We start from the raw sequence: 24404 nt of genomic DNA on the forward strand, positions 1-24404 counted from the left end.
ATTATGCAACTGAGTATTTACGGAAATGCACACCAAATATCATTAACAACATCAGCAGCAGTGGCACCATATCCGGCAATAACAAGCCTTGCAATCCGACAAGATGAAAGATGACACTTAAAAAGATACACAGTATAGCAATAAGGGCGTATTTCGTCTGCCTTTTACGGAAAACGTATAACAGATTCGTAGGCAGCGCCCATAGCAGGTTAAAATTGTCGGAACATGCTTTATGGTCTGTACCGAACCACATCAGCAGCATTAATACCCCTAAGAGACCGGTAAGGATCAGCAATACCGAGGAGAGCAGGTTGCCCACGAACCTCAGCTTCGGCACGAGCAAACCGGCAGCCAGCAATACAAACAGGCTCCACAAAACAATTGTAACGGAATAATCAGGATGCCCGGCATTCAGCGCCGAAATGCGTACAATACGATCCGGGGCAGCCGCATATTTCTTTCCGGAGAGTGTGGCTCCAGCAACCGCATCCTTCAGGTAGTCCGGGAGGAACATCATTTGCTCGTTGGTCATCACCTTATCAATTTTACTGCCCAGCAACATATTGATACCAAGGCGCTCCCAGGGATCAGGATTCAGATAACGATTAATAATCTGACGGAAGGTGATGCCTTTTTCCGGAACAACATTCCCAAAACGGAACGCACTGCCGTGTGTTTCCGTGAAAATGTCGCGGATGCGCGTTGCACAGTTGTCAAAGAAAAAATCATACTTATAGGCTCTGTTTTCCGGCAGCAGGTTGGTGGTCAGGTAATCCTGAATAGCTCTTTTGTCGGAAGCGGAAATTTCCAGCACCTGCTCGTCTACCCAGCGCCCCTCCATCATATAGTCTTCTTTAAATCCGGCAAAGTCCTCTTCTGACAGGTAATACAAAAGTTTGCCGCGCATAAAGTTCAGCTCAAACTGTTCGTCATAACCGTTAAATGTGCCGTAATTATACACAATATCCGTATTTGTCGCAGAATCTATGATACGAACTGCGGTATGACCAAACACGCTATATATTTCCGCTCCGGGACCGCAGGTGAGCAGGCTTACCCTTAAACCGGGGCGGACAGCAGTATCGTTTTGGGCAGTCGCAGAAAGCGCGGCGGTTAATCCCACCAGGAACAATAACCAGTATGCAGATTTTATCATTTTCATTTCGGCCGTAAAAATATTCGCTTTTGTCAATAAAAAAGCCACCGCAATAATGCAGTGGCTTCTAACTTTTAAAATAGAACAGGAGAAAAAACTATTTGTTGACAGAGATAGAAACCGTTCCGGTTTTACCCGCGCTATCACGGACAACAATAAAGTAATTACCGTTTGAAACTGAGGTCAGATCCAAGGTATGGTAAGATGTATTTTCAAATGATTCTGAAACCAGGCGCTGACCAGCAACATTGTACACGGCAACAGTACCGGAAACAGACTGCGTTCCCCAATCCAGGTTCACAATACCGGTGCTCGGGTTCGGGAAGATTTTCAGTTCGGCCATATTGTACGGACTGATCGAAAGCAATGTAACATTCAGCTCATTGGATTTCTTTCCGTTACAACCGTTATTTACCGCTACGGCGTAGTACACGCCCGCAACAGCCGGATGGTACGTTGGACCTGTAGCGCCAGGAATCAGGCCTGAAGGGCCATACCACTGAATACCTGAAGGAATGCTGGAAACCAGCATCGTTCCGATCAGCGAAATAACTGGAGTACCAGGTGTAGTGGAACGAACCATTACTTCAGGTCCCCATACCAGCGAATCCACTGTATTGCAGGAACCTGCCGTAACATACATTTTACAGGAAAGTGTATCCTTATCAAGAAAAGCGGTGGTTCCGAACACACTACCATAACCGGCAATAGCACCGTTGATCAGCCATACGATCGTTGGAGTACCTCCACCGTCAGTTGCTACTGCAGTATATTCCAGAAGTGAATCCAGACAACCCGGATTTGAACCTTTCGTACGCGTTACAGAAAGAGTAGGAACCGTACGGGTATTTCTTGTCACATACATTTTTGAAGACCATGCAGTATCACCGGATCCGGCAACAATACAAGGATGATTCGAAATAACGCGGCACCAGATACTATCGCCTGTTTTAAAGGTGAAGTCTGAGTAGAAATTAGCGGTAGCGCTTGTTACAGCAACATTGTTTTTATACCACTGATATTTAGGGGCAGCGCCGCCATTGGTAGGAGTAGCCGTAAATGTCAGATAGGTACTGTCGCATGAAGGGATCGTTCCCGAAGTAAGTGCAATACTTACGGTCGGCACTACGGCGGCAAACGAAATAGTCATCGTATCCGAATTAACGGGCGTGGACGTGCAGGAGGAGTGAGGAGTGACACGACACCATACTTTTGCTCCCGCTGCAAGCGAACTCGTAGCAAAAGTGTCGACGTTTCCGCCAACTGCAGTTCCGTTCACTTTCCATGCATAATCGGGAGTACCTCCGCCGGATACAGTCATTTTAAATACCAGGCTCTGACCTGCACAGCCGGGATTCGTTCCGCTGATGAGCGATATTTTCGCAGATGCAGAAGCAGTGGAAGATACACGCAGAAGAATAGAATTTGATTCAGCGCTATCCGCTCCGCAGGCACCTGTGAAGAAGGTGCGGCAAGTAATAACGGAACCGTCAGCAAGAGATGAAGAAGAGAAAGAAGAAGTGGTCGTTCCGGTAAACACTCCGTTTACGTACCATTTGTAAGTAGGTGAACCGCCCTTCGGTGTGGCAGTGAAGGTAACCACACTACCGGTACAGGATGGATTGGAACCCACGGTTTGTGCAATGGTTACCGTATCCGCAGCAGTGCGGTTTTTAATCATGATTGCATAATCCTCTGCCTGCGCGTTATTGGAGTAAGGTCCGTTTGCCCAGTCACTGATAGAAGCGGCATACCATCCCGCAACAACGCGGATACGCAGCCAGGTACAGGTTGTGGCAGAAGAAGGAATGATAAAACTTCCTGTATGATCTTCGGTTGAAGTTGTACCATTGTGCGTCCATACCTGCTCACCTGCATCTACAAAGTCTCCGTCATTGTTATAGTCTACGTACACTTTTACGTTCTGACGGTTTGTAGCGGTAGAAACAACCACAGGAATGGTATCACCGATCGCTGCGCGGATCTGCTGTGTGTATGCATGATCCACATAAGAAGCATTTTCGTCGCCAAGACTACCTGTCCAAACTTCAATATCTTTCAGTTTCACGGACTCCGGTCCGAATGCACCGGTTGTAGAACTGGAAGTAGGTGTGGAAACCGGAGTCGCTACGGTTCCGGAAGGATCCATAAGACCGTAGGAATAAATAAATCCGGTACGGATGTTATTCAAAGCATACATAACGCGATCACGCTGTCCGGCAGTAAAGCGGTCCGGACCGGTAACGCTTCCCGGATAATACCAGTCGCAATTGGTATAATCCATCACATTGTACTGCGTTTTGTTGTAAGAAGAACCGGTACAAGGATTAACGTCAGTCGGAGGGCACCATCCTGTCCAGTGATTGGAACCGTAAGCCGGCTCTGTATCACAAACCAGATCTCCATCTGCAGTACAATCGGTATTTACAGGACAGGTAGCGGTGCCACCGTCACCTTCAAACGTATGGTACAGATTGAACGCGTGACCGAACTCGTGTGCGACTGTCACACTGCCGGACTTAACCTGAGAAGCGACAACCACCATACCGTCTACGGTTGGATAACCCGGAAAATAAGCATAACCGGCAACACCACCCGTAGTAGTCAGGTCATTACCGTCGATTTTATTAACGATATATACGTTGTAATAGTCGGATGGCGTCCAGCGGCTCAATGCCATTGCCTGCGCGGTAGTGATACCGGTACTCGCAGAGCGCTTCACACCATAATCGCTGTAAGTGAGACCATAGGTAACAGTACCATCCAGGCGAACAATACCATTAGTGGCAGCTCCCGTAGGCGTACGCTTTGCCAGGACAAATTTCAAAGGTATACGGCATCCTCCGCCTGAAGTCCCTGTGGTGGTATCAGGAAACGGAAATTGTGCCGCGTAGTTTTTGTTCATGAAATCGATCATCTGAGCGATCTTGGTGCTGTCAGGGTTGTACAGCGAACCAACAGCTCCACCCGTGTGGATGATATGCATCACCATCGGGATTTCATACACATAGCCGGCAGAGGTCGTTGTCAAACGCGCAACTGAAGCCAGTTTTTTGTACTCGATCCATTTGTTGTTTGAGGCGCGAACAGCCTTTTCGTAAAGCCTGTCGGTGCGCATCAGTTCTTTATGCGCATCGTCAAAACCGCACGGGAAGACGCTCTGACCCAGCGATGCAAGAGAAATTGCAAGAGAACCGGCAAAAAGGGTAATTTTTTTGATCATTGTGTTTTTCTTTATGAGAAGTCCAATGTTAAGACGATTGTAAAAATAACAATTTGATTTTACATTTCGAAATTTTCTGGCGCTTCCGGGATGAATAAAAAAGTCTCCGGTATTCCGGAGACCTCAGGATATTATCCGTCAATTTTTTACGGCTTTACTCCTGTATACAGGCTGGTGATCCCGAAAGTAAGCGGCCGGGCCGAGACATCCGAAAATCCGCAGGCACGCATGATATCGCAGAATGCTGCCCCTTCCGGGAAAGCCATTACCGATTCCGGCAGGTATGTGTAAGCCGTTGAGTGCCTGGAAATAACCCTGCCCAGAAAAGGAAGCACATATTTAAAATAAAACCCAAATACCTGTTTAACAGGAAAGTTCCGTGGATGGGAAAACTCGAGTATCGCCACCCTGCCACCGGGCTTCAGTACGCGGCACATTTCCGAAAGACCTTTTTCCAGGTCCTGGAAATTACGCGTACCATAGGCACACAAAACGGCATCAAAGGAATGATCGCCGTGCGCTATCTGCTCGCTGTCGCCCAGTTCCATATGAATGCGTTCCTGAAGGTTGCGTGCTTTGATCTTTTCCGTTCCCATTGCGAGCATCTGGCTTGCAATATCGAGCCCCGTCACAACGCTATCGGGATAATATGCAGCAGCGGCAAGTGCAAGATCTCCTGTTCCGGTCGCAATATCCAGGATACGGCGGGGTTGGACGGATTCAATGCTCTTTATCGCTTTTTTGCGCCATCCTTTATCGATACCCATCGATAAAGCGTGATTCAGAAAATCATATTTACCGGCAATGTCATTAAACATACCTGCAACTTGCTCTTTCTTACTTAATTTTGACGAATGATCCGGCACTACGGCATTGTGTTTCATAAATATTATGCTCAATGAGGTCGGCAAAAATACAGCACTATTAAGCAATGGAGATAAAGTCGTCAAAATATTTGATCAGCAATGTGAATGTCAATGCATGCCCTAAACCCGACAAACCTGAATTTGCGTTTATCGGCCGTTCCAACGTGGGCAAGTCGTCCCTGATCAACATGTTGACGAATAACAGCAAACTGGCCAAAACATCAGGCAGCCCGGGTAAAACACAACACATCAACCATTTTATCATTAACCACAATTGGTACCTCGTGGACCTGCCCGGATATGGATATGCAAAGGTTTCGCAGAATAAACGCCGCGAATTCGGCCACATGATATCCGATTATCTCCAGAAAAGGGAAAACCTGATCTGTGTGTTCGTATTGATCGACAGCAGATTAAAGCCTCAGGAAATTGATCTGGATTTTTTACGTGCTTTGGGAGAATGGGGTATCCCTTTCAACATTGTATTTACCAAAGCGGACAAAAACACCCAATCCGAGACATCGAGGAACGCCAAATTTTTCATCAACAAAATGCGTGAAGAATGGGAATATATTCCGCGCAGCTTTATCACCAGCTCGGTAAAACATCTTGGTCGCAAGGATATGCTTCAGTATATCGGCGAACTCATTGAGCAATATGAAAACGAACTTACAGAACAGCAATAATCTTAACCGTAATTAAACCAATAGTGAGAAGCTCCTTTCTACCCAAAATATCATTGAACGACCTGAATGCTTTACGTGAAAAAGGTGATTTTGCAGCCTTATTCGAAGCGCTGGTAATGCCTGTTCATGAGGAATTATATAAGCGCCAGGACTTTTCTTTTATAGAAACACTCTCCCCCGGTCAGGAACTACTGTTGCGCTACGACTATGTACGGATGCAGGTGATACAGGGCGGATTCATTCAACTGATCCAAAACGGGTATATCGACCTGTTGCCCCCGATGCCGGCGATGCTCACTCAGGTCGGAGCCACGGAGATGGCAAAAATACTCGATGATGTGCTGAGAGTGTTTTCGCTGAACAGCGAAACGCTGGGAAAAGAAACCACTGTGGAGGAATTTGCCCAGCTCTACGAAGAGTTCAGAGAATTTGAGGAACTGGATGCAGCATTCGAAAGACTGAATGCGGAAACCGAAATTGCGCTCGTTGATTACGCGCTGCGTTTCCCGGACGAATTCATGGAATTATAAAACGGAATAACAACACCTGATATTACAGAGAAAGGCGTACCAAATGGTACGCCTTTCTCTGTATGTAATTTATGCTTTTCTTAGTGCGCATGATGATGATGCATCGCATGCGGATCCTTCAGTTTAAAAAACTCTTCTTCAGAAACTTTTTGCTCATTGATGCTGAACGCGGTTCTGAGGTATCCGAACAGGCGGTCAAACATCAGACGTTGGTATGTTTCGTTCAAAGCCTTTTCGTCTTTGGTGATCTTTTGCATATAGCCGTCCATCCAGGGGGCATCGTCATCGTTCTCCATGCCGAAATAGCTTAAAACGCGACCTTTGATATCCTGATTCACTTCTTCCATGCTCACCTCAATTTTGTTATCCGTGATCAGTTTGTCGGAAATCAATGTCCAGCGCAACTGATGTTCGAAAGACGGGAATTCCGCTTCTACCTGCTGCTCTGTTTTAGGCTGATCCTGTCCTTCTTTCAACCAACGTTTCAGGAAAGGAACCGGAATATCGAATGGAGTTTTGTGCACGAGCACTTCATACATTTCGCTGTTCAGGCGATCTTCAGAAATGCGGGTGAATTCACGGTCAAGTTCTTTACGGATCATATCGCGGAAAGTCGCTTCATCCTTCACTTCAGCGTTAGGGAACACCTGCGCATAAAGCGTTTCGTTCACTTCGGCAGGAATAATGTAGCCGGCTTTGGTCAGGTTAAATACGAATGTCTGCTCTGCAGCGGATTCATTTTTAATAATATTTTTCAGGAATGCCGCGAGCTCTTCTTTGCTGCAGACATCTGTAGGACGGAAACTGAAACTGTCTCCTGCCTTTTTACCTTTCAGCATGTCACGCAGTTTCTCAGGATAGCGTTCCAGTACGGAAGTATCTTCGATTTTCTCTGCACCTTCGATCGGGTTACCGCTAGCGTCTGCAGGAACGATTGTAGCGTATGCGATATCATCGTTTTGCTCAATAGCATCTTTATCCTCTGCTTTACCGAAGCGGCGGGCAATACGCTTCACTTCGTCTTCCACCATAGTATCAGACACTTCTATTTTATAGAAAGTAAGCGATGTTTTGCTGTCGATCGCCGGAATCGCAAAGTCAGGTTTCAATCCTACTTCAAAAGCGAAATCAACATCGGCCGGAGCCGCCATATCAAGTGCCAGAGGACTTGCATCTGACGCAACCATAGGCTTAGCGAAAATGGCGATTTTTTCTGCCTGCAGATAATTTTCAAGCTCACGGCTTGCAGTACGGATCACTTCTTCATTGAATATAGATTGTCCGTACATTTTTTTGATCATTCCGGATGGCACCATTCCTTTACGAAAACCCGGAACGGTCGCATTCTTCGCGTAAGATTTCAGTGATTTTTCAAAAGAAGGCAGAAAATCTTCTTTCGACAATTTTACGGTGATTTTATCTTGCAGATTACCCACATTTTCACGGGTTACAACAGCCATAGTCTTTAAACGATTTTATTTGATTGAATAATAATTTCGTGCCTTGCAGCACGGGCTCAGATTAATTGAGGCGCAAAGGTATTGAAAAACGAGATTTATAGTTGCATTTTTCCCGGATTTAAGCACGGCAGGAAAAAAAAGAGCCGTCCATAATATTAAATGGACGGCTCGGGGCGTCTTTTTACTGATTAAGACTTCACTTCTTCAAACTCTGCATCGGTAACGTCATCCGCTCCCGGCTGCGCTCCGCCTTGTGCACCTGAGGCATCAGCACCACCTTCAGCACCTTGCTGACCGGCGTAAATATGCTGACTTGCAGTCTGCCATGCGGCATTTATTTCTTCTACGGCTTTATCAATACCGTCGAGGTCTTCCGCTTTATGCGCTTCCTTCAGCTTGGCGATAGCAGCTTCGATTTTAGACTTTTCATCGCCGGGAATCTTATCTCCGTACTCTTTCAATTGCTTTTCAGAATTGAAGATCATACCGTCTGCCATATTCAGCTTCTCAACGCGCTCACGAACGGCCTTATCAGACTCTTCATTTGCCTTAGCTTCATTTTTCATGCGTTCGATCTCGTCTTTGCTCAATCCGCTTCCGGCTTCAATCCTGATATTCTGTTGCTTACCGGTACCCTTATCTTTTGCAGTGACATGCAGAATACCGTTTGCATCTATATCAAAAGTTACTTCTACCTGAGGTACGCCACGCGGTGCGGGCGGGATTCCATCCAGGATAAAGCGGCCCAGTGATTTATTCTGATTTGCCATTGGACGCTCTCCCTGCAATACATTGATTTCTACGCTTGGCTGATTATCTGCGGCAGTGGAGAAAGTCTCACTTTTTTTAGAAGGAATAGTTGTATTTGCTTCAATCAGGCGGGTCATTACACCACCATAAGTTTCAATACCGAGAGACAATGGTGTAACATCCAGCAACAACACATCTTTTACATCTCCTGAAAGAACGCCACCCTGGATAGCCGCACCGATTGCAACCACCTCATCCGGATTCACACCCTTATTAGGTTTCTTACCGAAGAATTTTTCTACTACTTCCTGAATTTTAGGAATACGTGTGGAACCACCTACCAGGATCACCTCATCGATCTCTTCCTTCGCAATTCCTGCGTCTTTGATCGCTTTCTGGCAAGGCTCCAGCGTGCGCTGGATCAAAGAGTCGGCAAGTTGCTCAAACTTTGCACGCGTCAGTTTGCGCACAAGGTGTTTAGGCACGCCATCCACAGCTGTGATGTAAGGCAGATTCACTTCTGTCTCCTGTGAAGAAGACAATTCAATTTTCGCTTTTTCAGAAGCTTCTTTAAGACGCTGCCATGCCATCGGGTCTTTACGCAGATCCACTGCTTCATCCCCTTTGAATTCATCAGCCAGCCAGTCCATAATCACTTTATCAAAGTCGTCACCACCGAGGTGTGTGTCACCATTTGTTGACTTTACCTCGAATACACCGTCCCCCAATTCGAGAACAGAAACGTCGAATGTACCGCCACCCAGGTCAAAGACAGCAATCTTGCTGTCTTTATGTTGTTTGTCGAGACCATATGCCAACGCAGCCGCAGTCGGCTCGTTAATGATGCGGCGAACATTCAAACCGGCGATTTCGCCTGCTTCTTTAGTAGCCTGACGCTGTGCATCGTTAAAGTAAGCCGGTACTGTAATAACCGCTTCTGTCACATCCTGGCCCAGGAATTCCTCGGCTGTTTTCTTCATTTTCTGAAGAATCATTGCGGATATTTCCTGAGGAGTATAAGGTCGGCCATCAATATCTACGCGGGGAGTATTATTCTCTCCTTTGATAACCTTGTATGAACTGTGTTCCATTTCACCGCTAACCTCGTCAAAACGTCTTCCCATAAAACGTTTAATAGACATGATGGTATTTGCGGGGTTTGTGATTGCCTGACGTTTTGCAGGATCTCCAACCTTTCTTTCGCCATTTTTCAAAAATGCCACGATAGACGGAGTCGTCCGACGACCTTCGTCATTAGCGATTACCACAGGCTCGCTACCCTCCATTACGGCTACACAAGAGTTGGTTGTTCCTAAGTCAATTCCAATTATTTTTCCCATTACTGTAAGTTTATTTAGTTAGGTTCGACTTCTACACTCCAATCACTGTGCCAAAGCTTTTATGTCAGCAATAATGTCAGCGACACTGACAATTATATCTGAAAAAGATCTGCTGCCTGACAAAACGTTTGCACCCATTCAAATCTATAGCATAAAAAAGCCGGTCAGTTTTACTGACCGGCTTTCCGTTTATTTACTGAAAGATTATTTTTTCAGGTTAGGGAATGGAGGAGGAACGTTCATTGGACCTTCTTCATCCTGAGCAGCTGCGCGGATCATTACAGTGTTAGCATCACCTGCCTGACCATATTGGAAGATGAAACGTCCACGGTCAACACCATTTTTCTCGCTCATATATTCGATGATAGCGTTTACGCGATCCCAAGAGCGTTGTTGCTGAACTTTGCTACCGTTACCGTTACCGATAACCACCACTTTACATGTCGGGTTAGCTTGCATATGAGCAGCCAGAACCGCCAGTTGAGATTGAGCAGCAGAGTTGATGTTGCTTGCATTATTTCCGAAAGAAATTGATGCAGCAGGGATGTTAGCACAAGTTTGGAGTGTACCGCATTTAGGGTTACAAGGACAGTTACCAACACCGTCAGCATCAACTGGTTGACACTCTGTAGGAGTGATCAGTTGTTTATCCATGTAATCAGGAACGCCATCACCATCAGTATCCATAGGACAACCGTGAGCATCAACAGCTACACCTGCAGGAGTACCTGGGCATTTATCCAGTTGATCAGCGATACCATCGCCGTCAGCATCAGCCAGAACCGGATCAGGCAGCATCATGTGACGTGGAGTGTTGATTTCTGTATAAGCATAATCCAGAGGATTCATCCAGTACAGAGGCTCAACATTGCGGGATTTGCGTCCGATATTGTAGTTAAGACCTACGCTGAAGAAGTTCAACGCATCTGTGCTTTGTGTCATTACAGGGAAGCCAGGAGTTTGTTCAGCCCAACGTTGACCATCCAGCAGATCGCTACCACCACCCAAAGGAATAGTCAGACGATCTTCGATTGCTACGTTCCAGTGTGTGGACAGACGGATTTGCGTTCCCAGACCCATAGATCCGTACAGCAGGAACGTTTTTCTTCCGAAGATACCCGGACGACGGTTTTTCTGTGTGTTTTCCGCGTCAGTCTCATAGGTGTTATCCATAGCGTCACGCAGATCTTTACGAACTTTGTTACGCTGAGAATACTCAATCTGATGAGTAGCTGTTACGTTAGCATATTGCTGATAGATTTGTTCAAACTTCTGAGCATAGCTGTTTCCGCTTGCATCTTTGGTGTTTACCCAAGTTTGATAAGCGATACCAGACAGACCGAAGAATCCGTAGAAAGAGATACCGGTTTTAGCCCTGTGAAAACGAATATTGTTGGTAGAAGCTACGAGGTCCAGATTCAACTGGTGCAGTTCTGTGCGATAGTTATAAAAAACTTTGTCGGAACCCGGGTTATAGGTAGTGTTCCAGGCAGAGTTATAAACATATCCCTGAGAAGGTTGCCATTGAAGACCTTTAGCGTTACCGTAGTTGTAGTCAGCGCGAACGGAGAATACATAACCAATAGATTTACGGACATGAACGCCTAAGCCCCAGGAACCTCTCCACAGCATTTCTGCAGGAACATCTCCGGAAACGTTCAACTGACCGAACTTCACACCCACTTCCCACATATTGCGTGGCTTGGATGGAAAAGCATATTGGTTAGCCAAAAATTTGCTCTGCTGTTTCATACGAGATTTAGGAACATAATTCGTATCCATATAATCGTAGTTGTAACCGCGGTAGGTCATATCGCGCCCACTCCAACCTTTTGCAGTTGTAGAGCTCGACTCTTGAGCAAAAGCCGGCTGTACGGCAATAGCTGCTGCGAAGCTGGCTAATAAAACGTACTTCTTGTTAATCATAATTGGTATATTTAAATTAAAGTAGTTAGTGACTTAATAGAAAAAACTCAGGCAAAAGTAATACAATTATTGAAAAACCAAAAAATAATCGGCCTTTTAGAGTTTTCTTAAAACATTACGGAAACCTTCTCTATTATTAGCTTTTTATGGAAATCCTTTCGCAATTTTGCGAACGCCTTAAAACCCCTCAAACCCAGCAGAAAGCAATGTCGCGTCAGAGGGCCGCAGCAATAAAAATCCGGTATTACCTCGCTAAAATACTAACATTTGGAAAAAGTAAAAAGGTTACTTAATAAAAATTTAATCGAGTTCGAGAAGCGTTTCAGTACGCTTTTGGATGGGCAGAATGCTGTTTTGAAGCAAGTACTGAAATACTTCCTCAGAAGCAAAGGCAAACAAATGCGGCCGCTTTTTGTTCTGTTATCCGCCAAAATTGCCGGTGAGATCAACGATGCTACTTACCGCACCGCTTCAATGATAGAACTGCTGCATACCGCCACACTCGTCCACGATGACGTGGTCGACGATGCAATGCAGAGGCGTAACTTTTTCTCTATCAACGCAGTATGGAAAAATAAAATAGCGGTGCTGGTAGGTGATTATCTGCTGGCCCAGGGCCTCCTGCTCTCCATAGAAAACGAAGATTTTGAACTATTAAAGATCACCTCCAACGCCGTAAAGGAAATGAGTGAAGGTGAAATTCTGCAGATTGAGAAAGCGCGAAAACTTGATATAACAGAGTCGGTGTATTTTGATATTATTCGTTCAAAAACAGCTTCTTTGTTAGCTTCGGCATGTTCGGCAGGCGCTTTTTCTGCCAGGAAGGACCGTAAAACAGCCGAAATGTTCCGTGAGTTCGGAGAAATGATCGGTATCGCGTTTCAGATTAAAGACGATTTGCTCGATTACGGATACAACAATACCGGCAAACCAAGCGGAGGCGATATCAAGGAAAAGAAAATGACCCTGCCCCTCATTTATACGCTGCAACAAGCTCCGTCGGCGATCAAACGAAGAATTATTTACACCGTAAAAAACAACAATACAGACCATGATAAAGTGGCTGAGGTGATGCAATATGTCCGTGAATTCGGAGGACTGTCTTACGCCGAAAGCCAGATGATGCTTTACCGGGATAAGGCTTTAACGATTCTTTCCGCTTTTCCGGACAGCGAGGAGCGGGATGCGATGGAGGAACTCGTTAACTTTACTATTTCCCGAAATAAATAATAATTGGAAGAGACGATATGAGTCAATCTATTGAGGTGATCGGAGCCCGGGTGCACAACCTGAAGAATATAAACCTTACCATCCCCAAAAATCAGCTTGTTGTCATTACGGGCATATCCGGAAGCGGAAAATCCTCGCTTGCATTTGACACCTTGTTTGCAGAAGGTCAGCGACGCTACATGGAAAGTTTTTCGGCGTATGCACGACAATTTATGGGTGACCTTGAGCGACCGGATGTCGATAAGGTATCCGGACTTTCACCCGTAATATCCATTGAACAAAAAACCACTAATCGCAATCCGCGTTCCACCGTTGGGACGGTAACGGAAGTATACGATTTTATGCGATTACTGTATGCCCGTATCGGCGAAGCATACTCCTACAATACCGGCAAACACATGCAGCGATTTTCTGAAGAAGAGATAGCTGCCCATATCCGCAAAAGTTTCAACGGTAAAAAAATCATCCTGCTCGCACCTGTAGTACGCGGCCGTAAGGGGCATTACCGTGAGCTTTTTGAGCAACTCAGAAAACAAGGTTATCTCAAAGTCCGTGTCGACGGAGCAATAGTGGATCTGAAAGAAAAAATGCAGCTGGACCGCTATAAAATCCACGATATTGAGCTGGTAGTAGACCGGCTGGTTGCGGATAACGAAGGCGCTGCAAGGCTTTCTGCGTCCATCACCAAAAGCCTGAAGGAAGGGAAAGACCTGATGTTCGTGCAAGAGGCCGACGGCAAAAAATTCATGCAGTATAGCCGCCAGCTCATGTGTACCGACACAGGCATTTCGTACGAAGAACCGTCACCGAACAGCTTTTCGTTCAACTCTCCCTATGGCTATTGTCCTCATTGCAAAGGTCTGGGCAGCATCCACTCGATCAATATGCGCGAGGTGCTGCCAGATCCGGATAAAAGCATTGCCGACGGTGGTATCGCTCCTTTGGGAGAAGAACGTGATGCATGGACGTACAACCTTGCCATGAGCGCAGCGAAAAAGAACAAAATCCCGCTGAACAAACCTGTAAAAGATCTTACCGAAGCACAACTCAATTTCCTGCTGTTCGGCAATACCGAAGGCACCATCCAATACGAAGACGCCGACACCACACCTGCCCCGGCGGGTGCTTATGAAGGCGTTGTCAATATGATCCTGCGCTGGTTTAACGAAACAAGTTCGGATGCTATACGCAACTGGGCCGAGCAATATATGGAGCTCCGCGAATGCCCTGAATGCCATGGTGCAAGACTGCGCAAAGAGAGTCTCTGGTTCAAAATCGATGGTAAAAATATTGCTGAATTATCTGAAAGCGCACTGGATGAATTGGGAGCATGGTTTGAGTCGCTCGAAAAGCGGATCAGCAAAAAACAGCAGACCATCGCTAAAGATATTCTCAAAGAGATCCGTGATCGCATCCGCTTCCTGCTGAATGTTGGGCTGCATTATCTGAATCTGAATCGTGCCACGCGCACACTGAGCGGAGGAGAATCGCAGCGCATCAGGCTGGCGACACAGATCGGGTCGCAGCTCACCGGAATCACCTATATCCTGGACGAACCGAGCATTGGCTTACATCAGCGTGATAACACGCGACTGATCAATGCGCTTAAAGATCTCCGCGATACCGGCAATTCGGTATTGGTGGTGGAGCACGATAAGGACATTATGCTTGCAGCCGATTACCTCATCGACATCGGACCTGCGGCCGGGGTACATGGCGGACGTATTGTAAGCGAGGGCACGCCTTCCGAAGTAATCCGCACGCAAACCATTACCGCGGGGTACCTGAATAACACGCTCAGAATTGATGTACCCGAAACAAGAAGAAAAGGCAATGGTCATTTTGTAAGCCTGAAGGGCGCCAGCGGCAACAACCTGCACAATGCCAGTATCCGTATACCCCTGGGCACTTTTGTTGCGATCAGCGGTGTAAGCGGAAGCGGTAAAAGCACCCTTATCAACGAGACGCTATACCCTATCCTGGCCAAACACTGCTATCCGAACTATAAGCAGCAGCCCATGCCTTATAAATCAGTGGAAGGACTGGAACATATTGATAAGGTTATTGAAATCGACCAAAGCCCGATCGGGCGCACTCCCCGCAGCAACCCGGCGACCTACTGCGGCTTTTTCAATGACATCCGCCAGCTTTTTGCCCAGGTACCGGAAGCCAAAATACGCGGCTATAATGCAGGCCGTTTTTCCTTCAATGTAAAAGGAGGACGTTGCGAAACCTGCCAGGGAAGCGGCATGCGCACGATTGAAATGAATTTCCTTCCCGATGTTTACGTTCATTGCGAAACCTGCAACGGGCAGCGGTATAACCGCGAAACACTTGAAATACGTTATCGCGGGAAGTCTATATCAGACGTATTAAATATGACCGTTGACGAGGCAGTAGACTTTTTCGTAAATGTTCCGATGCTGCACCGGAAAGCAAAAACATTACAGGATGTGGGGCTTGGCTATATCACGTTGGGACAAAATGCTGTTACGCTCTCCGGCGGGGAAGCGCAACGGGTAAAGCTTGCAACCGAACTATCCAAGCGGGATACCGGTCAGACGGTGTACCTTCTGGATGAACCAACCACGGGATTACATTTTCAGGATATCCGGCATCTGCTGGAGGTACTGAACCGGCTGGTGGAGCGGGGCAACACCGTGTTGGTGATCGAGCACAACCTCGATATTATTAAGGTGGCGGATTATGTTATTGATATGGGGCCCGAAGGCGGAAAAGGTGGCGGCAATGTGGTAGCAACCGGAACACCGGAAAAAATAGCAGCCTGTGCAGAAAGCCATACCGGCAGATACCTCAAACTTGAATTATAAAAAAGGCGGATGACTTTACTCATCCGCCCTTTACGATAGCGTACGTTTACAGTCCGAAATAAAAGCCGAGACCGAGCACAAGGCCTCCGGGCGCCAGTACATTCATGGTTGTTGCTCCCTGACCGGTAAGCGGCGAAACGGGGTATCCTTTCACGGTGTATGTCACGGACGACAGGCATACGGAATACCCGACACTTAAATAAAATCGATTGATCCTGCGGCGTCCCATGCCCCAGTAGTGATAGTAGGCTATAGCCAGATTGGATACCGGATCCAGATCCATCTTTACATCCTTTTTACCATAAACGGTCTCTATTCCCTTCACATCCACATCTGAGATACCGGTGGCATACGTGTATGCAAGGCCTAAAGCGCTTCCCTTGAAGCAATCGTCTTTAAAGTAATATTTTGCCTCGCCAAAATATTTATAACCCCAGGACCCGATACCAGCTCCGGCGCCGGCAGAAAAATGTTTGGCAAAACCGTACTCCGCACCGATACCAATCAACCCTGCATTGGCTCCGATTCCCATAGGCAGTCCTAACGAAAAAGGTTTGCACGCGGCAGCCGGCTTTGAACGGGAACTTTCTTGTGTGTTTTCCGTCTGGGCACCAACCGACAAAGTGGAAACAAGCAGCATCGAGATAATAGCAATTTTCTTCATTTAGTTTGATTTTGCAGCAATGTTACGTAACTAAATGAAATGATTCATATCCCGACAAACAAAAAAAAGGCGACATCTTCCGATGCCGCCTTTCCTGTTCAGAAACATTCTTATTTTTTTCTGCCTTTTTTATTTTCTTCGAGGAATTTGTCGAGCGCAGCCGCCATAGAAGGAGCTCCCGGCATCGGTGCACTCATATCCAGTCGCAGATCGGCATCCTGGATAGCCTTTGCGGTGGCCGGACCAAATGACCCGATGATGGTATCATTCTGCCGGAAATCCGGGAAGTAATCAAATAATGTCTGGATAGCCAGGGATGAGAAAAACAGAAGCAGGTCGTATTTCTTTTCCATCAACTCCATAATATCGTTGCTCACCGTACGGTAGAGGGTTGCTTCCGAGAAAGGAACCTTATTCTTTGTAAGGAATACATTTATATCGCTCTTACCGTTATCAGCAGTAGGCAGAATATACCGTTCTTCATGTTTATGTTTGGCGATCACCTCGAGCAGACCGTCAGTTGTGCCGTCCGGACTGAAAAACACTTTACGCTTACGGTACAGGATATATTTCTGGAGGTACAAGGCTACCGCCTCAGAAATACAGAAGTACTTCATATCCTGGGAAACTTTCACCTTATTCTCCTCGCATATGCGGAAGAAATGCTCGACAGCATTACGACTGGTAAAAATGATCGCCGTGTGCTCAAGGATGTCCAGTTTCTGCTTTTTGAATTCGCGGCCGGAAATGCCCTCCACCTTCACGAACGGGAAAAAATCAACGAGTACGTTGTATTTCCTGGCGATATCGTAATACGGAGATTTATCTGTCTCCGGTTTCGGTAAAGTAACTAATACGGTGTGAACTTCTTTCAAAGGCTGGTTTGCCGAATCTTTCTTTTTTGTCGCAGGTTTTTCTGCCGCTGCTTTTATGGATGTCTCCGCCTTCGATTGGGATGCAACAGACGTTTTCGCTTTTTTTGCTACTGCTTCTTTTGCCATTATTGTGGAATAGGACTTATAAACTGGTTTGTACAAATGGCTATAACTCTAACGAATACGCGCTATACGATGCGTGTTACAAGCTTGAGTAATACGGCCATAGGTAGGATCTCGAACGCGCAAAGGTACATAAAAAAATGGAATCGGCTATTCATAAAGAATTGCGCAAAAATATTCCAGGAACGGAGATACCTGTTTGCCAGAAAAGCTGCCGCGAGTATAACCGACACAATACAGATAGGATTGTCCCAACGCGCGTCCATAAATGCGAAGCACACAACAAAAGGTAAAAGAAATATACCCAGGATTTTATTGACCAGAAAGATATTGAAATTGTACAGGTCGGTAGTGTTCTTCATATGAAAGACCCATCCTACAAACTCTACAAACAAATATTTCCCCAAATACGTAATGAGCGCTCCACTAATCAGCAACAATACAATAGTGCCATTTGTAAGCCCGGAAAACCGCCAGTCAACAAATATAGAAATAAAATAATACAGATAGGCCCCCAGTACAACTGAAGCAAAAATATTCATCAGCAGATTGGGGTAAGACGCTGCCTGGATGATGTCTTTCAACTGTCTGTTTCCCAGAGTCGGGTTCAGAAAGGCGCGCCACAGATCATTAAAATATTTAGGGTAAATGGTTTTAACGCCTCCGAGGATCGCCGCGAGGCAGAGCAATAAGTAGAAATCCAGTGTGTTATCGTCGGTATAATGCGGCTTGGACAAAAAGTTGACCATCCGCGTTGCACCGGCATCCCATTGAGGAGACATCAGAGAATCGAGACGTTGGGCAACGGAATGATGAACGACTGATGTATCTATAGAAACCCCGTACGAATCTGCCTGTACCTTTGCGGGGCAGCTATAAATCGCGCCCAGCATCAGCATGGAAATCAGCAAAATAGTCAACCGGAATTTCATGGCGACAAAGGTATTTAATTCGACAGGATTCCCGAATTAAAAAAGCGCTACATAACCGAACGACAGCTTGGATTCTTTAAAGCGAAGCGGAATATAGTCGCTGCGCCCGAATGCCAGTGCAATGGAAAAAATTCCCGTTTTTGTTTCGAGCGTCGTTCCCAACCCGAAACCATTGTAGAGCGCTTCCCGGGAAAAGCGATTGAATTTTGTTTGCACCCAGCCGTTGTCGGAAAAAAGATAGGCATAGGAATTCTGAGCCATACGCAAACGGAATTCCGCACTCAGTACATGATACTGGTTCGCAAAGATGCTTTGTTCATCGAAACCACGCAGCAGCCGGAATCCGCCCAGCTGATACAGATCGTTCTGGAATAATTGCGGGGCGGTCATATACGCTCCGTTATACGCCAGCTTCCAGGTAAACGCCCGGCTTACGGGCAGGTAAAAAGCGAGTTCTCCCGAAAGCTGGTACTGCCGGGAGCGCAAGCGGACAGTATCGTATAAACTGGCAAAGTTGAAACCGGTTCCGTCGTTCAATTGCCTGACTGCATCATTGGGCAATACCTGCCGCTGCAGGCCCAGTGCAGCGCACCGGATGGACCATCCCTTATGAGGGTTGTATCGGTAGTCAGTATGATTTGCCTGAAATTCCACACCAAACCCGTTTGCACGCGTATCGATGTTGTTGGTAAGACTTCTGGATGCAATGATACCGGCCGAGTCTATCTCCACTACCCGGTTGCTCATTACCTGGTAATACACTTTAATAAATTCCGTTGCCGACAATTGGTAGCGTGCTCCCAGCTGAAATGATACTTTCCGGAAATCGAGATTATACCGGAACATATCAAAATGGGCTTCAATACCCACCGGCGAACGGAAGATATAAGGTAACACGCCATCCGCTTTCAGACGCGGGGATTTTGCCTGAAGGTTCTGATAGCTTGCACTTAATTGTTCCCCCCGCCCCAGTTGATTCATCAGCGCGAGCTGAATATCGGCGGTAAGCAGCATTTTACCGGTCTGCAGGTTATTCGGCATTAAACCGAGGATTGCATTCAGCTGATTCGCACTTTTTTCCTTAAGAAACAAAACGATCCTTGTATCGGCAGCACGGAACTCAACAAGCATAGGCGATGTTTCCTGCAAATACGGCAGTTCCCGCAAACGGGCGCTTATCTTTTTCAGCTTTTCTTCATTGTAAGCACTCCCCTTTGGAATATCAAGGTATCGATGCAGAAAGGAGTTGGAAACGGAAATATTTCCATTTACGATGATGGTATCTATTGTACGGCGACGGCCGGGATCAACACGCATTTCAGCGGAAATCACATGCGGCTCTTCTTCCACCGCATGCTGCATCCACACCCTTGCGAACGGATATCCGTTTCGTTCGCAATAGCGCAATAGACGGGCGGTAAACGCAGAAAGGGAAGAAGGGTTAACTACATGCCGTGCAAAATCTGCGCCAGTGATTCCTGCCTGGTTAAGAAGGGCCGGCGGAACAGAATCCAGCGACAATTTCGCCCAGGAATACCTGCTTCCGGTAAAGCAAAACACATGGTATTCGTTACCTTTTACCGAGACACTGTCCACTGAGGCTTCAAGAAAACCCAAAGCCTGCATTTCCGGACACCAGTCATTGATCTCGGATACAACAGCTGCGGCATCTGTGTAGAAAGCTTCAGGAGGGAGGGCAACGGAAGGTACATCCACGGCATGCCATACCAGCTTTAACGACTGTGCCCGTGCGCAAACGGAAAGCACAGTAACGCAGAAAAGTAAAATCAGGCGCAGCCGCATGCTTCAAAATTAGGGATAATAAATGGCTGCCGCTACAATGAAACGCTGAGGCCAAAATTCCAATTCCGTCCCGGCATCGGGCGCGCATTGACCACCTGATAAGTACTGTTCCAGATATTGTTCATTCCGGCAGAGCAGGTCAGCACAACGGTGCTTACCGGTTGACGGTAGCTCAGGTATATGTTACCCGTCTGGAAAGGTTCTAGGAACTGGGATTCGTCAACCGTTACGAAACGATACCCGGTGTAGGTGTGATTATAATTGCAGGAAAACTGCTTCCAGGAACAGCCGATATTGCCTTGCCCGTTATACCTGGGCGTATACGGTATCTGCTTGCCGATGCTGCCGTCTCCGGGCAGGTAGCTTTCCACGGTAGTGGCAAGCACAAATGAAGTATTCAGTCCAAGCCACAGGCGCCAGTACCGTGGCAGCTGTACCGTAAGTGTATTTACCGTTTCGAGTCCGCGGGAGTGAACGGTGGCTATATTATGAGGCGTCCATACAGACCCTCCGAACCACAGCACCCAATCATGAATACGCCTGTCGAATAATGCGAGTTCATGCTTCAACGCAACGCGCCTGCCTGCCGGAACAAGCAATTCGTAACCGGCATCGGCCGACCAGCCGTATTCGGGTTTTAAGGCTGGATTCCCGCCCGGATTGTAGAATAATTCATTTAATGTAGGTGCCCGGAAGCTCCGTTGCAGGTTTGCTTTCAGTGTGAGAAAACTGAAGGCCTGAAAAGACCCGTTTATTCCCGGAAGAAAAACAGTGCGTTCATTTATCTGCTCTGTTCTTGCTGCGACAGACAGCCGCGCCTTCTCCCGGAACAAGCCCAGCTGATATGCTGCAGCAATTGCGATGCGATATTGATACCGGGATTGCGAGTCCCTTTCCGGATGGGTACCGGAAATATTCACGGGTACAAAAAGCAGCAGATTCTGATGCTCAGATAAAGCACGCTTCCAGCCGGTTTCCTGATAGAGCTGAACAACCTGATTGCGCGTATCCAAAGCGGCTGCACTGTCGGTATAATGCATCTGCTCCACAGACAGGGCAAGCTTACTGTAAAATGTCCCTGCAGACCTGCTGTGTTGCCATTGGAGCATACCGCGATAAGCGTGATCCCGCTGCAGTTTAACAGAAGCAGCTTCAAACAAAGCGGGTGGTATTTCCCTTTTATAATCGATAAGCCAGAATGCAGCTTTGATACTGCTGTAGTCGGACAATTGATACAGCACGTTCAGCATTCCGCTTGCAGAGCGGAGCGCGGCATGAGTCATCTGCACGTCCTGGTTTGCACTATTGGTATAATGAAAATTATTATCAGCGCGTTGTGCGTTCAGGTTAGCAGAAATACTCCACCGTTTTCCGGAAAAAGACTGCCTGAGATTTATCCTGCCCGAACGATAGCTGCCCCATTCCAGTCCGACGCTGGTGCTGCTGCGCAGCGAATCGGATGTGTGCAGATCATTATCGAGCAGTAATGCACCGCCTACATTGCCACTACCTGTGAGCGCGGAAGAACCGCCGTAAAGCAGGTGGATCTTATCAAACTGGTTTACCGTAAGCAGAGAGACATCCGTTGCACCAAACGATGCATTGTTCAAAGGAACACCATTCCAATATACCTGCGACTGGGCCGCGGATGCACCGCGGAAATTAAGTGTTGCCAGGCTATTGATGCCGTAAGACTTTACAAAAACGGAAAACTGCTGCGTCAGCAATTGGGACAATTGCTGCATGCGGTATTGCTGCTGCCACTGCGAATCAACACTTAGCTGCTGCATGCCCGGTGCAAAGCCCTGCAACTTTACATCTGGAGAACCTGAAGCAGCTTTGCGGCGGTGTTTCACTTTTACTTCATGCAGCTCTTTGGTCTGGGCCCGGCTGTTCCATGAGTAAGCGCACAGTACCGGCAGTACTGCGATGATGATATTCCGATATAAAGCCGAAAAACCCAAGAGATCATTTAAAGCAGAACGAAGATACTCCGATACCGCACGAAAACTGCCTGCGTGCGACACCCGCTTCACTGTAAATAGTAACGGAAGATTTTTGTACGAAACCCTTCGGATCTCCGACGTAGAGTTCACCGGTTTGCGGATGCACTCCCAATGCCCAGAAATACTGATTGGCAACACAGCCGATGAAAGGAGTTTCGGGAAGTGTGGATTGGTTGATGCCCATTTTAAATACACCGTTGCGATCTGTACCGCCATCGTAATTCACTTCTATAAAAAGAAGTGTATCTCCGCCGTTATTGCGACAAATCTTGATCGGATCCGCCTTTGCAGGGAACGTAAAAGAACGGAGCACGCTGCGCGAGCCGATGTCCAGGCAGGATAATGTAGCCGGTTTCCCTTTAAATACGTTTCCCGCCAGAACCCACACATGACCTTCCTTATCCTGTACAAATGCGCTGGGCGCATAACCGGGCAGGGCAATAGAGTCAACCGGCAAATCGGTGGCAGTATCCAGCAGGTAGACCTGCCGGCAATTTTCATCCCAGTTAGCAATCAATGCGAGGTTGTTCCAGAGCATCATCTGCTCCACATTGCGGTATTGCAGCGGCATTTCTTTTATCAACCGACGGGACGAAGGATCGATCACGGCTAACTTCGACTGAAACAATTCTCCAACATAAGCCTTATTCTGCGATACCTGCAACATATAACGCGGCTTGGGAACGGCTATCGAACCTTTGATACGGAAAGAACCGGAATCAACGACGGTAATCCTGTCTGAATTATTGACCATCAGAAAGCAATCCGGTCCGGCAAGCAGCATGCTCTGAAGCACGTCTCCCAGTGACTGCTGATTAGCGGCATTGAACACGTCTGTGTATACGCTGTCTGCAGCAATATCATAAACAGACAGCGCTGCATTACCGTTGCCGAGACTACCTTCGCAGGCAATCAGCACCTTTTCCGCATATGCAGGGGGCAACGTATTATCCGGGCCATCCGGCTTGTCTTTCTTACATGCCGCGAAGCCGAACAGCAACAGAAAACTCAGACTTTTGAGAAGACACCCACGCATACAGGAGCTGATTTACGATCGATATACAGAAAATACGTACCTGCGTTGTATGCAGCCATGGGAATCCTCAGCGATCCGGAAGCATCGTACTGCTGCAAGTCCCGCCCCTGGATATCACGCACAGATACATGAACATGCTCTTCACCGGGTATATCAAGCGACAGCACATCAGTAACCGGAACGGGGTACATCCGGAATCCGGATGCTTCAAACTCTTTGAGACCCAGTCCTGCAGTATTGATTGCGGCTACCGCGTCGAGGTCGAAACCGCCGGAAGGGAAACGTGTGGGGTAAGGATCGTTGATCACGTTGCCGTGGGCATCCTGTGAATGATGCGCATTTACAGAACCGATAACGTCTACGATACGAATATGTGTCACATGGCTCACATCCAATCCTGAAGTGCCTTTCAGTTCAGCAAGATCGAAAGGAGTGCCATACTGGGCAATATATTTTCCGGCAAGGTTATTTACGAGACGGGCGTTCATGTAGTCTCCCGCACCGGCAACCTGAGTGGAAATACCGGTATTGGACGTTGCCGGGAAACGGAAAAAATGTTCCCCGTCTGAACTTACTTCAACAAAAGCGAGTTCCAGAAAAGCTTCTTCGCCATTGGCAGGATTTGCAAACCCATTTTCAAAAACAGCAAAATCGGGTCCGTCACCGTCGAAAATATAACCATTGAACGTAAGTACTGCCACGCCACTGTCGCCAAGGCTTACCACACTACCGTCAGCCATGCCGGTAGCATCCGCGTCTGTGCCTACAGAAGCGGGTCCGGAACCAGCATCGGCAATATCCGTAAGTCCGCGCGTAACAGTGCAGGAAGCTGCCCATTGTTTAATACCGGCACTACTGCGATGTATCGCGGTAGTGCCGGAAATTCCTGCCTGTGGTGCGAACTGAGCACGTCCGTACAGGGTTCCGCATACAGTTAAAAGGAGCAGGGATAATACTTTATTCATGA

General features: G+C 47.2%; 17 protein-coding genes. 4 read left to right on the plus strand and 13 right to left on the minus strand.

Annotation, left to right across the window (positions count from 1 at the left end):
* Position 1: 1 nt before the first annotated feature.
* The 3 genes from ABD846_RS06215 to ubiE form a co-directional block, all read right to left on the minus strand.
* Complete coding sequence (locus ABD846_RS06215; protein WP_344823962.1) at positions 2 to 1162, minus strand: lipoprotein N-acyltransferase Lnb domain-containing protein; 1161 nt, start codon at positions 1160 to 1162, stop codon at positions 2 to 4.
* A 91-nt stretch (positions 1163 to 1253) separates the two neighbouring features.
* On the minus strand, positions 1254 to 4379 hold the full coding sequence (locus tag ABD846_RS06220) for a M43 family zinc metalloprotease (RefSeq protein ID WP_344823970.1): 3126 nt from the start codon (positions 4377 to 4379) through the stop codon (positions 1254 to 1256).
* 146 nt (positions 4380 to 4525) lie between these two features.
* Positions 4526 to 5263 carry a bifunctional demethylmenaquinone methyltransferase/2-methoxy-6-polyprenyl-1,4-benzoquinol methylase UbiE gene (ubiE, locus tag ABD846_RS06225; RefSeq protein WP_344823972.1) on the minus strand — a complete coding sequence of 246 codons (738 nt, stop codon included), beginning with the start codon at positions 5261 to 5263 and terminating at the stop codon, positions 4526 to 4528.
* A gap of 47 nt (positions 5264 to 5310) precedes the next feature.
* Here ubiE and yihA point away from each other — a divergent pair, with 47 nt between their 5' ends.
* Together yihA and ABD846_RS06235 are read left to right on the plus strand one after the other, a co-directional pair.
* Positions 5311 to 5931 carry a ribosome biogenesis GTP-binding protein YihA/YsxC gene (yihA, locus tag ABD846_RS06230; protein WP_344823975.1) on the plus strand — a complete coding sequence of 207 codons (621 nt, stop codon included), beginning with the start codon at positions 5311 to 5313 and terminating at the stop codon, positions 5929 to 5931.
* Between the two features lie 23 nt (positions 5932 to 5954).
* Entirely contained in the window at positions 5955 to 6461 is a 507-nt protein-coding gene (locus ABD846_RS06235; RefSeq protein ID WP_344823978.1) for a DMP19 family protein, read from the plus strand.
* An 80-nt stretch (positions 6462 to 6541) separates the two neighbouring features.
* Here ABD846_RS06235 and ABD846_RS06240 read toward each other — a convergent pair whose 3' ends face one another.
* From ABD846_RS06240 to ABD846_RS06250, 3 genes are all read right to left on the minus strand, one after another.
* Entirely contained in the window at positions 6542 to 7921 is a 1380-nt protein-coding gene (locus ABD846_RS06240) for a trigger factor (protein ID WP_344823980.1), read from the minus strand.
* A 188-nt stretch (positions 7922 to 8109) separates the two neighbouring features.
* Positions 8110 to 10011: a molecular chaperone DnaK gene (gene dnaK, locus ABD846_RS06245; RefSeq protein ID WP_344823983.1), complete on the minus strand. Its 1902-nt coding sequence runs from the start codon at positions 10009 to 10011 to the stop codon at positions 8110 to 8112.
* Positions 10012 to 10215: 204 nt separating this feature from the next.
* Positions 10216 to 11742 carry an OmpA family protein gene (locus ABD846_RS06250; RefSeq protein WP_344823986.1) on the minus strand — a complete coding sequence of 509 codons (1527 nt, stop codon included), beginning with the start codon at positions 11740 to 11742 and terminating at the stop codon, positions 10216 to 10218.
* 549 nt (positions 11743 to 12291) lie between these two features.
* Between ABD846_RS06250 and ABD846_RS06255 the strand changes: the two genes are divergently transcribed.
* Both ABD846_RS06255 and uvrA read left to right on the plus strand, forming a co-directional pair.
* Positions 12292 to 13167, plus strand: coding sequence for a polyprenyl synthetase family protein (locus ABD846_RS06255; protein WP_344823989.1), 876 nt, complete (start codon positions 12292 to 12294; stop codon positions 13165 to 13167).
* 17 nt (positions 13168 to 13184) lie between these two features.
* Positions 13185 to 15998: an excinuclease ABC subunit UvrA gene (gene uvrA / locus ABD846_RS06260; protein WP_344823992.1), complete on the plus strand. Its 2814-nt coding sequence runs from the start codon at positions 13185 to 13187 to the stop codon at positions 15996 to 15998.
* A gap of 46 nt (positions 15999 to 16044) precedes the next feature.
* On the opposite strand, the gene ABD846_RS06265 is transcribed toward uvrA, so the two are convergent.
* From ABD846_RS06265 to ABD846_RS06295, 7 genes are all read right to left on the minus strand, one after another.
* Positions 16045 to 16662: a hypothetical protein gene (locus ABD846_RS06265; protein WP_344823995.1), complete on the minus strand. Its 618-nt coding sequence runs from the start codon at positions 16660 to 16662 to the stop codon at positions 16045 to 16047.
* Positions 16663 to 16772: 110 nt separating this feature from the next.
* Positions 16773 to 17663: a uroporphyrinogen-III synthase gene (locus ABD846_RS06270; protein ID WP_344823998.1), complete on the minus strand. Its 891-nt coding sequence runs from the start codon at positions 17661 to 17663 to the stop codon at positions 16773 to 16775.
* 62 nt (positions 17664 to 17725) lie between these two features.
* A complete protein-coding gene (locus ABD846_RS06275; protein WP_344824001.1) occupies positions 17726 to 18592 on the minus strand; it encodes a DUF4271 domain-containing protein in 867 nt (288 codons plus the stop codon).
* A gap of 36 nt (positions 18593 to 18628) precedes the next feature.
* The gene (locus ABD846_RS06280; RefSeq protein WP_344824004.1) at positions 18629 to 20395 is read right to left on the minus strand and encodes a BamA/TamA family outer membrane protein; all 1767 of its coding nucleotides are present in this window, start codon (positions 20393 to 20395) and stop codon (positions 18629 to 18631) included.
* Between the two features lie 32 nt (positions 20396 to 20427).
* Complete coding sequence (locus tag ABD846_RS06285) at positions 20428 to 22359, minus strand: TonB-dependent receptor (RefSeq protein WP_344824007.1); 1932 nt, start codon at positions 22357 to 22359, stop codon at positions 20428 to 20430.
* A gap of 4 nt (positions 22360 to 22363) precedes the next feature.
* Complete coding sequence (locus ABD846_RS06290) at positions 22364 to 23437, minus strand: YncE family protein (RefSeq protein WP_344824010.1); 1074 nt, start codon at positions 23435 to 23437, stop codon at positions 22364 to 22366.
* Positions 23410 to 24402, minus strand: coding sequence for a T9SS type A sorting domain-containing protein (locus tag ABD846_RS06295; RefSeq protein WP_344824013.1), 993 nt, complete (start codon positions 24400 to 24402; stop codon positions 23410 to 23412). The genes ABD846_RS06290 and ABD846_RS06295 overlap by 28 nt, the downstream gene beginning before the upstream one ends.
* Between the last annotated feature and the right edge of the window lie 2 nt (positions 24403 to 24404).

The organism is Rurimicrobium arvi (genome assembly GCF_039540495.1).
In the GTDB taxonomy this organism is placed as follows: domain Bacteria; phylum Bacteroidota; class Bacteroidia; order Chitinophagales; family Chitinophagaceae; genus Rurimicrobium; species Rurimicrobium arvi.

What these genes read in the sequence shown, in the direction of transcription:
- ABD846_RS06215 (WP_344823962.1), bottom strand. Translation starts at nt 1,162, where the DNA reads ATGAAAATGATAAAATCTGCATACTGGTTATTGTTCCTGGTGGGATTA.
- ABD846_RS06220 (WP_344823970.1), bottom strand. Translation starts at nt 4,379, where the DNA reads ATGATCAAAAAAATTACCCTTTTTGCCGGTTCTCTTGCAATTTCTCTT.
- ubiE (WP_344823972.1), bottom strand. Translation starts at nt 5,263, where the DNA reads ATGAAACACAATGCCGTAGTGCCGGATCATTCGTCAAAATTAAGTAAG.
- yihA (WP_344823975.1), top strand. Translation starts at nt 5,311, where the DNA reads ATGGAGATAAAGTCGTCAAAATATTTGATCAGCAATGTGAATGTCAAT.
- ABD846_RS06240 (WP_344823980.1), bottom strand. Translation starts at nt 7,921, where the DNA reads ATGGCTGTTGTAACCCGTGAAAATGTGGGTAATCTGCAAGATAAAATC.
- dnaK (WP_344823983.1), bottom strand. Translation starts at nt 10,011, where the DNA reads ATGGGAAAAATAATTGGAATTGACTTAGGAACAACCAACTCTTGTGTA.
- uvrA (WP_344823992.1), top strand. Translation starts at nt 13,185, where the DNA reads ATGAGTCAATCTATTGAGGTGATCGGAGCCCGGGTGCACAACCTGAAG.
- ABD846_RS06265 (WP_344823995.1), bottom strand. Translation starts at nt 16,662, where the DNA reads ATGAAGAAAATTGCTATTATCTCGATGCTGCTTGTTTCCACTTTGTCG.
- ABD846_RS06270 (WP_344823998.1), bottom strand. Translation starts at nt 17,663, where the DNA reads ATGGCAAAAGAAGCAGTAGCAAAAAAAGCGAAAACGTCTGTTGCATCC.
- ABD846_RS06275 (WP_344824001.1), bottom strand. Translation starts at nt 18,592, where the DNA reads ATGAAATTCCGGTTGACTATTTTGCTGATTTCCATGCTGATGCTGGGC.
- ABD846_RS06280 (WP_344824004.1), bottom strand. Translation starts at nt 20,395, where the DNA reads ATGCGGCTGCGCCTGATTTTACTTTTCTGCGTTACTGTGCTTTCCGTT.
- ABD846_RS06290 (WP_344824010.1), bottom strand. Translation starts at nt 23,437, where the DNA reads ATGCGTGGGTGTCTTCTCAAAAGTCTGAGTTTTCTGTTGCTGTTCGGC.
- ABD846_RS06295 (WP_344824013.1), bottom strand. Translation starts at nt 24,402, where the DNA reads ATGAATAAAGTATTATCCCTGCTCCTTTTAACTGTATGCGGAACCCTG.